General features: G+C 66.9%; 12 protein-coding genes. 9 read left to right on the top strand and 3 right to left on the bottom strand.

What is annotated here, in order from left to right; translation table 11 throughout:
* Positions 1–48 precede the first annotated feature (48 nt).
* Positions 49–936 carry a F0F1 ATP synthase subunit A gene (gene atpB, locus EV672_RS14170; protein WP_133610329.1) on the bottom strand — a complete coding sequence of 296 codons (888 nt, stop codon included), beginning with the start codon at positions 934–936 and terminating at the stop codon, positions 49–51.
* A gap of 12 nt (positions 937–948) precedes the next feature.
* Complete coding sequence (locus tag EV672_RS14165) at positions 949–1,449, bottom strand: ATP synthase subunit I (protein WP_133610328.1); 501 nt, start codon at positions 1,447–1,449, stop codon at positions 949–951.
* A gap of 389 nt (positions 1,450–1,838) precedes the next feature.
* Between EV672_RS14165 and EV672_RS14160 the strand changes: the two genes are divergently transcribed.
* The 8 genes from EV672_RS14160 to EV672_RS14125 all read left to right on the top strand — a co-directional run bounded on the left by EV672_RS14160 (position 1,839) and on the right by EV672_RS14125 (position 9,789).
* Entirely contained in the window at positions 1,839–2,720 is an 882-nt protein-coding gene (locus tag EV672_RS14160; protein ID WP_208110777.1) for a hypothetical protein, read from the top strand.
* Between the two features lie 2 nt (positions 2,721–2,722).
* Positions 2,723–4,357 (top strand): GH3 family acyl-acid amido synthetase, encoded by a 1,635-nt coding sequence (locus EV672_RS14155; RefSeq protein ID WP_133610327.1) that lies wholly within the window; start codon positions 2,723–2,725, stop codon positions 4,355–4,357.
* A gap of 60 nt (positions 4,358–4,417) precedes the next feature.
* Positions 4,418–5,515, top strand: a complete 1,098-nt coding sequence (locus EV672_RS14150; RefSeq protein WP_133610326.1) for a GNAT family N-acetyltransferase — start codon at positions 4,418–4,420, stop codon at positions 5,513–5,515.
* A 29-nt stretch (positions 5,516–5,544) separates the two neighbouring features.
* On the top strand, positions 5,545–6,552 hold the full coding sequence (locus EV672_RS14145; RefSeq protein ID WP_133610324.1) for an HlyD family secretion protein: 1,008 nt from the start codon (positions 5,545–5,547) through the stop codon (positions 6,550–6,552).
* Positions 6,553–6,566: 14 nt separating this feature from the next.
* The gene (locus tag EV672_RS14140; RefSeq protein WP_133610323.1) at positions 6,567–7,505 is read left to right on the top strand and encodes an ABC transporter ATP-binding protein; all 939 of its coding nucleotides are present in this window, start codon (positions 6,567–6,569) and stop codon (positions 7,503–7,505) included.
* Between the two features lie 13 nt (positions 7,506–7,518).
* Positions 7,519–8,646 (top strand): ABC transporter permease, encoded by a 1,128-nt coding sequence (locus EV672_RS14135; protein WP_133610321.1) that lies wholly within the window; start codon positions 7,519–7,521, stop codon positions 8,644–8,646.
* Positions 8,647–8,651: 5 nt separating this feature from the next.
* A complete protein-coding gene (locus EV672_RS19380; RefSeq protein ID WP_133610319.1) occupies positions 8,652–9,092 on the top strand; it encodes a methyl-accepting chemotaxis protein in 441 nt (146 codons plus the stop codon).
* Between the two features lie 139 nt (positions 9,093–9,231).
* Complete coding sequence (locus EV672_RS14125) at positions 9,232–9,789, top strand: hypothetical protein (RefSeq protein ID WP_133610317.1); 558 nt, start codon at positions 9,232–9,234, stop codon at positions 9,787–9,789.
* 2 nt (positions 9,790–9,791) lie between these two features.
* On the opposite strand, the gene EV672_RS14120 is transcribed toward EV672_RS14125, so the two are convergent.
* Entirely contained in the window at positions 9,792–11,237 is a 1,446-nt protein-coding gene (locus EV672_RS14120) for a hypothetical protein (protein ID WP_133610315.1), read from the bottom strand.
* A gap of 111 nt (positions 11,238–11,348) precedes the next feature.
* Between EV672_RS14120 and hemE the strand changes: the two genes are divergently transcribed.
* Positions 11,349–12,497: a uroporphyrinogen decarboxylase gene (gene hemE, locus EV672_RS14115; protein WP_133610313.1), complete on the top strand. Its 1,149-nt coding sequence runs from the start codon at positions 11,349–11,351 to the stop codon at positions 12,495–12,497.
* Positions 12,498–12,527: the final 30 nt, after the last annotated feature.

Here is a 12,527-nt window from a genome sequence, read left to right as displayed (position 1 = left end):
AAAACCGGGGAATGAAGAAGACCAATGACCAGAGGGGGGGCTAACCGGTCAGTGACCTTCGTGAGCCTGACCGATGTACACCAGGGTCAACATCATGAAGATGAAGGCCTGGAGCGTGATGATCAGGATGTGGAAGATGGCCCAGGCGGTACCGGCGATGACGTGGCCAATCCACAGGCCAATGCCACCCAGCGACGAGAAACCGACTGCGCCCATCAATGCGATCAGCATGAACACCAGCTCACCGGCGTACATGTTGCCCCACAGTCGCATGCCGTGGGAAATGGTCTTGGCGCCGAACTCGATCAGGTTCAGACCGAAGTTGGCGGGGGCCAGCAAGATGATGCCAACCGGGCTGTGCGCGTGGAAGGGAGCGGTGAACAGCTCCTTGATCCAGCCAAACAGGCCCTTGATCTTGATGTTGTAGTACAGGCAGATCAACAGCACGCTGATGGACAGGCCCAGGGTGATGGACAGGTCGGCCGAGGGCACGGAACGCATGTAGGCGTGGTGCGGATCCAGGCCTTGCGCTGCGTAGGCCTTCTCCCACAGGGTGGGCAGCAGGTCCAGGGGCAGCAAGTCCATGGCGTTCATGAAGAAGATCCACACGAACACCGTCAGGGCGGCAGGCGCCACGGCCTTGCGCGAGGTGGCGTTGTGCACGATGCCCTTGGCTTGCGTGTCCACCAGCTCGACGATCATTTCGATCGCGGCCTGGAAGCGACCCGGCACGCCGGACGTGGCCTTGCTGGCGGCACGCCACAACATGAACACGGCCAGCAGGCCCAGGGTGACCGACCAGAACAGCGAGTCGTAGTTGATGTACGAAAAGTCCGCAATGGATTGCGGGGTGTGATGGTTTTGCAGGTGGCGCAGGTGGTGATTGATGTATTCACCGGCCGTGGGCCCGTGGTTCGCAACAGCGTCAGCAGACATCAGCAACTCTCGTCAAACGTTATTCTTTGCGCGACGCTGCCAGATCAGCAGCGCCACCCCAACCATCTTCAAACTCAGCACCAGCGTGACCAGCAGGGCCACCCAGTCCAGCGGGACGATCCAGACCGGTGCCATCGCCAGCATCGCGCCGACCATCAGCAACTTCAGGATCTCCCACACCAGCAATCCACCCACGCCGCCCGCACCCCTCGCAGCGCGCCGCCCGAACACCCCGTAGGCCATCAGGCCACTGGGCACCACCGCGACCGCCACGCCATACAGCGCGGACATCAGCGAGGCCGGGCTGCGCGACAGCAAACCCCAGATCAGCGCGACCAGCACTCCGAACAGCGCCTGGGAGGCCAAGGCCTGCCACACGGTCATGGAAGGGTGCTTGGCGACCAGGGCCTGGGCCTCGGTGCGCGTCAGCGAGCTGATGGGCAGGTCGGCGTCTTCGCCCCAGAACGAGTCGTAGCCTGAGTCCTGCGCTTTCTGCTCTTCCTGTCTGCGCAAGGACTTGGAAGCCTTGTGAGACTCAGAAGACGGCAAGGACTTCAAGGTGCAATCCACTCTGGGTTGAAACGCCAACCGAGCGCCACCCGGCGTCGGCAAAACCTAAAGATTATACGCACGCATGGCACCGCGGCCAACACCCCCGTTCACAGGACTTCACAAACGTCGGGCTTGGGGCCGCGTCGCAAGCCTGTCACACCCGGTCAGGGGCGAAGAACAGCCGCCCACAGCAACCCGTTATTACTAACCATGCACATTGAACACCCCCCATATAAGGGAACACCGAGGGCAAGCCCGGTGGCTCCTGCGAAGGCACGCCGGCATGCTTCCCCCAACGTCAACGCGTAAGCAATCGATACGAAGCCGTCGGCTTCCGGATGGAGACCAGCATGTCCTCAGCGGCCCAGAAAGAAAAAGTCAGTACCTTCTTTCGCCCGATCCAGGCGGTCACGGTCACGCACATCAAGCAGATGTACGAGCTGTATGCCTCTTTTTATGAAAACACCTCGCTGGACATCTTCCTGAGCGACCTGAGCAAGAAGTCGGGCGTGATCCTGGTGTCGCGCAAGTCCGATGACCGCGTCGTCGGCTTCTCGACGCAGACCTTCTTCGACCTGAAGGTCGATGGCAAGCGTGTGCGCGGCATCTTCAGTGGCGACACGATCATCGAGCCGGCCTACTGGGGCAACAACGCCCTGGCCAACACGTTTTACCGCCGCCTGATCATCGAGCGCATCAAGCGCCCCTTCGTGCCGTTCTACTGGTTCCTCATCTCCAAGGGTTACAAGACCTACCTGTTGATGACGAACAACTTCTACAACTACTACCCCAAGGTGGACGGCAACCGTGGCGACCGCAACGCGCGGTACCACAACATCACCGAGGCGTACTGCCAGCAGCTCTTCCCCGAGGCCTTCGACCAGCAACGCATGCTGCTGGACTTCGGTGACAGCTATGTGCGCCTGAAGGGCGATGTGGCCGAGATCACGCCCGAGCTGAAGGCCGCGAACCCGCACATCGCGTTCTTCGAGAAGGTGAACCCCGACTGGCGCCGTGGCACCGAGGTGCCTTGCCTGGCCGCCTGCGACTACGAAAGCCTGTTCCGCTCCATCGTGGACGTGCCCTGGAAGTGGGTCAAGAAGCACATCCTGGGCACGCACCGCCCGGCCGGCCTGGACCTGGCGGACAAGCCTGCGCGTGGCGCGGCCGCTTCGGCCAGCACGGCCTCCTGGGACGCCGACGATGCGCTTGAGCGCTCGAAGGCCTCCTGAGCATGGGGGCCGGAACCACCCTCGGACACCACCTCCTCAGACTGCTGGTCGCCCCCGGGCGACGGCGCTTCGAACAGCACCTCGGTGAGCTGGAATCGGTCCAGCGCGCCCGTCTGAACCGTTGGTTGTCCGCTGCAGCCCGATCACCCGAAGGCCAGCGCCGCGGTGTGCGCGCCGATTGGTCTTGGGAGGAGTACGCGCGCCAGTTGCCGGTGACGGGCTGGAGCGATTACGCCGAGGCCGTGCAGGTGCAGCGCGAGCGCAAGCAATCGCTGCTGATCGATTCGCCGGTGATGCGCTACCAGCCCACCAGCGGCTCGACGTCGGCCGTGAAGTGGGTGCCGTACACGAAGATGTTCCTCGACGAGCTCGACCAGGTCATCACGGCCTGGGTGGGTGACCTGTACCGGCAGTTCCCTGACCAGGGCAAGGGCACGCATTACTGGTCGCTGTCGTGGATCCCGACCGAGCTGCGCAGCCAGACCGCCGGCGACATCAACGACGACATGAAGATGCTGTCGTGGGGCAAGCGCCTGCTGGCCTACCTGACGCAAGCGGCGCCGCAAGAGATCGCGCTGGCCAAGAGTTCAGACGACTCGCTGTTCGCCACCATCGCCTACCTGGCCGCCGACGAGGCGCTGGGCTTCATCTCGGTGTGGAGCCCGACCTTCGGCTTGGGGCTGCTGGAGCAGATGTCGGCCTGGCGCCTGGAGCTGGCCGATGTGCTGTCGAGCGGCCAGTGGGGCCCGCGCCACGCGCAGATGGCGGGCGTGCCTTGCCCCCGCTCCATGCGCGCGGCGGCCTTGCTGCGCAGCTGGGATGGCCAGCTCTCGCCCGCTTTCTTCGAAGCGCTGTGGCCCAGCCTGGCCGTGCTCAGCGCCTGGGACACGGCCGCGGCCACGCCCTGGGCTCGCAAGCTGCAGGGCTGCCTGCCGCAAGCGCACTTCCAGGGCAAGGGCCTGTGGGCCACCGAGGGCGTGGTGACCTTCCCTTTCCAGGGCCGCTACCCGCTGGCCTACCTCAGCCACGCCTTCGAGTTCATCGACGCGCAAGACGGCAAGGTGCTGGCGCCGTGGCAGCTGCGCCAGGGCCAGGACGTGATCCCGCTGCTGACCACGGGCAGTGGCCTGTCGCGCTACCAGATGAGCGATGTGCTGCGCGTGGACGGCGCGCTCGGCCAGGTGCCCAGCCTGACCTTCCTGGGCCGCAACGACGGCGTGGACCTGGTCGGCGAAAAAACCAGCGCCACCGTGGCCCAGCAGGTGCAAGACGGCCTGGCGCTGCAAGGCGCCCTGCCGGTCACGCTGCTGGCGCTCGACGAGGCCCGTCACCGCTCGCCCGGCTATGTGTTGCTGGTGGAGTGCGGGGAAGGCACGTCTGCGGAAACGCAAGCGGCGATGCAGTCCGACTTGGCCAGCCAGGTGGAGAAGGCCTTGCAGGCGAACTTCCACTACAAGCTCGCCCGCGAGTTGGGCCAGCTGCAACGCGCCGCCTGCGTGGCCCTGCCGCACATGCGCGCCCTCTACCTCGACCAGTGCCGCGAGCGCGGGATGATCGAGGGCAACATCAAGATCGAACCGCTGCGCCATTGGCGTGGCAATGTGCCCCAGGTGCTGCGCCAGGTGCTGGACGCCTGACGTCCGCCTGACACCCACCTCAACCCCTTTCCAGACACACCGTTCCCAGCAGGACCCGCCATGGCCATCACCATCCGCATCGGCACCCCGGCCGACAACGCCAAGATCCAGGATCTGGTCACGAAGATCACCATGCCCGGCCCGGCGCAGATGTGCTTCCAGCGCAACCCCGATTTCTTCGTGGGCGCCAAAGTCATCGGTGACGAGTTCGTGCTGACCGTGGCCGACGACGACGAGCGCCCCGATGTGCTGGCCGGCCTGACCGTGATCTCCGGGCGCGAGCTCTACATCAGCGGCCAAAAGCGCCGCGTGTACTACTCGGGCGACACCCGCGTGGACCCGTACTACCGCCGCCGCGGCATCGCGTCCAACCTGTTCGTCGAGCAGAAAAAGCACCGCAGCACCACCGATTTGCTGCAAGGCATCGTGTTGAAAGAGAACACCGCGCCGCTGGACGCCGCGGCCAAGACCGCCGACGGCGTGCTGTTCCAGTACTGGATCAGCCACAGCATCGAGACGAGTTTCATCTTCACGCGCAAGATCACGCCGCGCATCCCCGCAGGCGTCACCATCCGCGCGGCCAGCGCCTCGGACATCCCGGCCATGCAGGCCTTCTTCGACCGCGAGGCGCCGCGCCGCAACGGCTACCCCGTCTATGACATGCAGAAGATGGCCGCGGGCGACCCGTACTACAACGGCCTGAAGGTCGAGGACTACGCGCTGGCGCTGCGCGGCGGCCAGATCGTCGGCATGCTGGCGGGTTGGAACCAGAAGGCCTACAAGCAGACACGCATCGTCGGCTTCAAGCCCGCCATCAAGCTGCTGCGCCCGCTCTACAACCTGTACGTGGGCATCGCCGGGGGCTTCAAGCTGCCACCGGTGGGCGGCATGCTGAACTACCTGAGCCTCTACAACATCCTGATCGCCCAAGACGACAAGGCCGTGTTCCAGGGCCTGATCGATTGGGTCATGGCGCACCAGGGGCAAAAGTACGACGCGCTGGCCGTGGGCATCACGCACGGCGACCCCCTCGAAGAGGTGCCGCGCGGCTACAAGCGCCAGAAACTGTTCTCCAGCCATTTCTGGCTGAGCTATGGTGAAGACCCCCGCCCTGGCATCGACAACCGCCCGCTGTACGTGGAACTGGGCCGCCTGTGAACCACCCACGCAAGAATGAAAGCCTCGACATGAAGTTGCTGTCGATCCCCACCCTGCTGGCCGTCAGTGCCACGGCCCTGCTGCTGAGCGGCTGCTTTGAGAGCCAGCCCGAGTTGCAGCTGCCCGGCTACATCGAGGCGGACATCACGACCGTGGCCTCGCCGGTGTCCGGCACGATGGCGCGCATGGCCGTCAAGGAAGGCCAGAACGTGCAGGCCGGCGAGACCCTGTACGTGCTGGAGTCCCAGCAGGAGCAGGCCCGCCTGGCCGAGGCCCAGGCCAAGAAAGCCCAGGCCGAAGCCCAGACCAAGAACCTGAGCAAGGGCGCCCGCCAGGCCGAGCTGGAAAGCCTGCGCGCCAAGCTGCGCTACACCAAGGCCCAGCTGGCCCAGGCCGAGAGCAACCTGAAGAAGAGCGAGTCCCTGGTCAAGAAGAATTTCGTGTCCGAGGCGCAGGTGGACACCGACCGCACCAACGTCGCGCTGGCCCAGGCCCAAGTGGAAGAAGCCCGCGCCGCGCTGCGTGCCGCCAAGGAAGGCGCCCGCACCGACGAGCAGGCCGCCGCCGCGGCCCAGGCTTCGGCCGCGCAGGCCGGCGTGGACCAGGTGGCCTGGCTGCTGCAGCAAAAGAAGGTGAACGCGCCTGTGGGTGGCGTGGTGCAGGAGCTCTACATCCGCCAGGGTGAGTTCTCGGCCACCGGTGCGACCGTGCTGACCATCCTGCATTCGGGCTCCTTGCGCGTGCGCTTCTTCGTGCCCAACGACCTGCGCCCGCAGTTCATGCCCGGTGCCACTGTGAACGTGGCGATTTCGGGTTGCGACAAGCCGGTGACGGCGCGCATCAGCCGCGTCAGCGCCCGCCCCGAGTACACCCAGCCGATGATGTTCAGCCAGGAACTGCGCGACCGCCTGAGCTTCCTCACCGAAGCCCGCCTGGACACGCCCGCTGGCTGCACCGCGCCTCCCGGCACGCCGGTGGGCGTGAAGGTGGTGGCGTCCAACGCGCCACAAACGTCTCAAGCGCCCAAGGCCTCCTGAGCCGGAGCCTGGACGTGGCAGCACCCATCATCGAGGTCCGCAACCTCACCAAGACCTTTGGCGACAAGACCGTCGTCGATCAGCTCAACATGACCATCGAGGAAGGCCAGTTGTATGGCTTCCTCGGCCCCAACGGCTCGGGCAAGACCACCGCCATCCGCATGATGTGCGGGCTGGTGCCGCTGACCTCGGGCTCCGGTACCTGCCTGGGCTTCGACATCGGCAAGCAGGCCCACAAGATCAAGCCGCTGCTGGGCTACATGACCCAGCACTTCAGCCTCTACCGCGACCTGACCGTGCGCGAGAACCTGCAGTTCGTCTGCAAGCTCTACGGCATCCGCGACGTGGCCGGGCGCGTCACCGAGCTGGTCAAGCAGTTCGCCTTCGACAACGAGGGCCGCGACCGCCAGCGCGTGGGCACGATGTCCGGCGGCTGGAAGCAGCGCCTGGCGCTGGCCTGCGCGATGGCCCACCGCCCACGCATCTTGCTGCTCGACGAGCCCACGGCCGGTGTGGACCCGAAAGCGCGCGAGGCCTTCTGGGACATCCTGCAGGACATCGCCGCAACAGGCGTGTCGGTGCTGGTCAGCACGCACTACATGGACGAGGCCATGCGCTCGCAACGCATCGCCTACGTGCTGTACGGCCGCCTGCTGGTGGACGATGCGCCCGAGAAGGTGCTGGCCGACGCCAACCTGGTGGCCGCGCAGGTGCCGCTGCAGCAGGCGTTCCGCAATCCGCAGATGGCGCACGACCCGCGCATCGTGCGGCTGTCCATGCAGGGCAACAGCATCCGTGTGGTGGCGCGCTCGTCAGACGACATCGCCTCGTGGACGCGCGACTTGGCCGCGCAAGGCATCGCCTCGGGCGAGCCCACTGCCATCGACGTGGGCCTTGAAGACGTCTTTTTCTACCTGACCCTGCAGCAGCAGGGTTCGGTCACGCAATTCTGAAGCCGAGGTGTCCATGGCCTTCAACCGCATCGCCGCCATCGCCATCAAAGAGTTGCTGCACATGGTGCGCGACCGGCTGACCTTCGTGTCGCTGCTGTCGGTGACCATCGGCTACGTCGTCGTGTTCGGCTACGCCATCAACCCGGACCCGCGCCACATCCCGACCATCGTGGTGGACCACGACAAGAGCGAGTTTTCGCGGCTGTACAAGGCCGCGTTGCAGCAGTCCGTCTATCTGGAGATCGACCAGCGCCAGCTCACCTCCGACCAGGCCAGCGAGATGCTGCGCAAGGCGCAGACCTCGGTGGTCATCGAGATCCCGCCGGACTTCACGCGCAAGCTCATGACGGGCCTGCCCGCGCAGATCCTGGTCGAGGCCGATGCGACCGACCCGGTGTCGCTGAACGGCGCCATCACGTCCACCGGCGAGGTGGCGCGCCAAACGGCGGCCCACCTCTTCCACCGCGATGGCATCGTGACGCGTGTGAAGGGCGACCCGCAACTGGAGGTGCGCGTGCAGCGGCGCTTCAACCCGCAGGGCGAGCAGACGTTTTTCATCATCCCCGGCCTGGTGGGCATGATCCTGAACGTGTCGCTGCTGGTGATGACGGCCATGTCCATCACCAAGGAAAAGGAGCAGGGCTCGATGGAGTTCCTGCTGGTCACGCCGACCGAGCCCTGGGAGATGATCATCGGCAAGATCATCCCGACCTTCCTGGTGGGCGTGGGACAGGTGTCCATCATCCTGTGCATCGCCTTCTTCCTGTTCAAGATGCCGCTGACGGGCGACCCGCTGGCACTGATCGCGCTGCTGCTGGCCTACGGCATCACGACGCTGGCGGTGGGCATTTTGATTTCGTCGGCGGCGCTGTCGCAGATGCAGGCCATGCAGCTGTCGTTCTTCTACTTCCTGCCCTCCATCCTGTTGTCGGGCTTCATGTTCCCCTACAGCGGCATGCCGAAGTGGGCACAGATCATCTCGCAAGGCCTGCCGCTGACCTACTTCGTGCGCGGCTCGCGCGGGGTGTTCCTGAAGGAGTTCACGCTGGTGGACATGTGGCCGCACCTGTGGCCCATCATGCTGGCGGGGCTGATCTTCGGGCTGCTGGCCGTCAAGAGCTACCGGCGCACGCTGAACTGAGACAGATGCGCCAGCTCGGTGGCGAACCCCATGACGCGGCGCGCCTGCTGCAAGGCATGGCGCAAGGCGACCTGACCGCCAGCATCCGTGTGCGCCCGGGTGACCGCGACAGCGTGATGGCCTGCCTGCAGCAGACTTCGGCCTCGATGGAAGAGCTGGACTCGACCGTGACGCAGAACGCCGAAAACGCCCGCCAGGCCAAGCACACGGCACAGCAGGCCAGCTCGGTCGCGCAGCAAGGTGGCGAGGCGGTCGGCAAGGTCGGCAAGGTCGTGAGCACCATGCGCGGCATCAACGACAGCTCCAAGCGCATCGCCGACATCACCAGCGTGATCGACAGCATCGCCTTCCAGACCAACATCCTCGCGCTGAACGCGGCCGAAAGCCTGCGCACCCAGGCGCAGCAGCGGGTGGACGCGGTGGCGGTGTTCCCGCTGCGCGGCTGATTTGCCGCCGCACCGCGCGGCGTGACAAAGGGCACACCGGCGCCCGCGCTTACACAAGAGATACACGCTCGGCCAGCCGCCCGGGTTCAGCGCCGGGCCCGGCCCGCCGACATCACGGTGCCACTCCTCGTCGCGCACCATGAGCCACTCCACCTTCCTGCCCAGCACCTTCAACGGCACCTCCACCCTGGAGGCGCCCAGCCGCCCGGCGTCGGCCCGACAAGCATCTGCGCCGCGCTGGCCCTGGATCGCCATCGCCGGCTGCGTGCTGATGTTCGCCGTGCTGGCGCTCAACCACCTCGGCCAGGGCCGCATCGACCGCGCCTCCGAAGCCCTGCACAGCACCTGGATGCCCGCGGTGGACAAGCTCGCCGACATCCAGACCCAGGTGAAAGACCTGAGCGGTGAAGCCACCCGGCGCAGCGCCTGGACACCCGGTCAGCTGCGCGGCCGCATCAGCGACGACATCGGCCGCTTCGCCAGCTGGATGGCCCTGCCCCATGCGGGCATGGACGCCAGCACGCCCGAGCTGCTGCGCGTGCTGCAGCAACGCTGGGACGATTACGTCGCCATGCCCGACGTGGACACCCCTGCGCGCGCCGCACGCCTGCGCGACGCTGCCGCGGCCCTGGAACGCCTGAGCGCGCACTGCCTGGCCCAAGGCCTGGCCCAGGCCGACATCGCGGCCGGCCGCTGAGCTCAGGCCGCGGCCTGGCGGGCCGCCATCGGTGCGCCGGCATCACTGGCCGCACCGCCCACCACCTCCTGCACCAGCCGCGCCAAGGTGGCGTCCAGGCGGGCGTGGAAATCGGCCACGGCGGCAGGCGGGGTCTCGCCCAGCTGCCACGCCATCGGCACGCTCAGGACGCCATCCAGCTCCACCAGCACCGGCAGGGGCGAGATGCTGTTGACCAGCGGCACCAGCTGCGCCACCCGCACCGGCTTCGCCCCCGTGGCCTCGCGCGGGTGGATGCCACCGACATCGCCCAGGCTGGTCGCGTGGCAACTGATGGCCGGGAAGCGCCCGGCCCGCTTGAGCTTCAGGCCGATGTGGCCGACCAGCGTGCGGCCCAACCAAGGCGTGAGCTCTTCGAGCAGGTAGGTCCAGCACATCTCGCGGCGGGCGTAGCGGGCCTGCCCTTCCTTGATGGCGGCATCGACCGAGCGCACGCGCTCGGCCCACGGCTTGCGCGCATCCTGTTCGATGACGAGGAAGGCGCCCACGTGGTTGCCCCACAGCGGACCATGGGCGGGCGACGTCGCTGAGGCCGCGGGATAGAACTTGCGCAGGTTCACCGAGATGCGGATGACGGCCGCAGCCAAGGGGTCACCGGGCGCCTGCTCCAGAAAGGTTTGCGCGATGGCCGACACCAGCAAGGTGTTGAGCGACACCCCGAGCTGCCGCGCCGCACGGCGCAAATCGGCCACGGGCGTGGGCACGGTGTGGTGGCGCAGGCCGGTGGTCGAGTAGTGCGCGCCCAGCGCGGTGGGCAGCTGCTGCACGTGCAAGCCGGCCAGCCGGCGCGCCTCAGCGACCTTGTGCTGGCGCGAGCGCCACACCTGGCGCGGCCACTGCCACCAGCGCTCGGGTGCGATCGCGCCCAGCATGGACGGCGCCTCCAGCGGCATGGCCTCGACCGGCAGGCCGTTGAGCCCGCGCAGGATCTGGCGCACCTGCTCGACCATGGTCATGCCATCGGCCAACAGGTGGGGCACACCGAAGATCAGGGCCGGACGCTGCGGGTGCGGCGCGAAGTGCGCGCGCAAGCCCAGGCCGCGCTCCAGCGGCAGCACCTCATGCAGCGCGCGCCAGTGCCAGGCCTGCAGCGCCTCGGGGTCGTCGAGATCGACATCGGTGTGCACGCGAAAGGCCAGCGCGAACATCTGGTCGATCAGCGGCCCCTCGGGCAGGATGCGCAGGTGGTAGCGGTGCCAGCCGGGCTCCAGCGCCGCGCGCAGCTTGGGGTAGGCCGACACCAGCTGGCGCAGCACCGCGCGCACCTGGGCCTCGCTCACGGGCGCGTCGAAGCGCATCAGGTAGGGCTGCACCATGGTGCCGGCCAGGCCCTCGATGGCCGCGTAACCATGCTCGGATCGGTTGAGGGGAACGGTGTCGCCGGTCACGGTCTTGCTCGGAAATGCCATGCGTTCGATGCTGCCAGATCAGCGCGCCAAGCGCCTCATGGTTGCTGCGGATCTCCCCCCTGAATGAGCAGGCACCAACGCGCACAAAGGCGACTGCCTACAATGCCCGACATGAGTGCTGCCACCGCCCCGACCTCCGCCGCCGCCAACGCCAACGCGCCCGCCCTGCCCCCGCTGGCCAACGACCGCTTCCTGCGCGCCTGCCTGCGCCTGCCCACCGACGCCACGCCCGTGTGGCTGATGCGCCAGGCCGGCCGCTACTTGCCCGAATACCGCGCCACGCGCGACGTGGCCGGCAGCTTCATGGGCCTGGCCACCAACCCCGAGGCGGCCTGCGAAGTGACGCTGCAACCGCTGCGCCGCTACGACCTCGACGCCGCCATCCTGTTCAGCGACATCCTCACCGTGCCCGACGCCATGGGCTTGGGCCTGAGCTTCGCGGCCGGTGAAGGCCCGAAATTCGCCAAGGTCGTGCGCGACGAGGCCGCCGTGGCCCAGCTGGCCGTGCCCGACATGGACAAGCTGCGCTACGTGTTCGACGCGGTCGGCACCATCCGCAAGGCCCTGTCCGACGAGAACGGCGTGGGCAAAGTGCCCCTGATTGGCTTCTCGGGCAGCCCCTGGACGCTGGCCTGCTACATGGTCGAAGGCGGTGGCTCGGACGACTACCGCGCCGTCAAGACGCTGATGTACCAGCGCCCCGACCTGATGCACCGCATCCTCGAAGTCAACGCCGACGCCGTGGCGCTCTACCTCAACACCCAGATCGAAGCCGGCGCGCAAGCGGCGATGATTTTCGACTCCTGGGGCGGCGTGCTGGCCGATGGCGCCTTCCAGCAGTTCAGCCTGGCCTACACGAAGCGCGTGCTCTCGCAGCTCAAGCGCGAGCACAACGGATTCCGCATCCCGCACATCGTCTTCACCAAGGGCGGCGGCATCTGGCTGGACGAGATCGCCGACAGCGGCTGCGACGTCGTCGGCCTGGACTGGACGATGAACCTGGGCCGTGCCCGTGCCCGCGTGGGCGACCGCGTGGCCCTGCAAGGCAACCTCGACCCCAACGTGCTGTTCGCTTCACCCGAGCAGGTGCGCGAGCAGGTCATCCAGACGCTGGACAGCTTCGGCAAGCCCTCCGACGTGGCCGGTGGCTCGGGCCACATCTTCAACCTGGGCCACGGCATCAGCCAGTTCACGCCGCCGGAGAGCGTCTCGGTGCTGGTGGACACGGTGCACGCACACAGCCGCAAGCTGCGCGGCTGAGCGCCAGGGACGCGGGCCTGGCGAGGTGCT

The sequence above is a fragment of the Aquabacterium commune genome (assembly GCF_004362855.1).
GTDB classification, from domain to species: domain Bacteria; phylum Pseudomonadota; class Gammaproteobacteria; order Burkholderiales; family Burkholderiaceae_C; genus Aquabacterium; species Aquabacterium commune.
The sequence above is the reverse complement of the archived record's forward strand: the minus strand, read 5'-3'. Positions and strand labels throughout refer to the sequence as shown.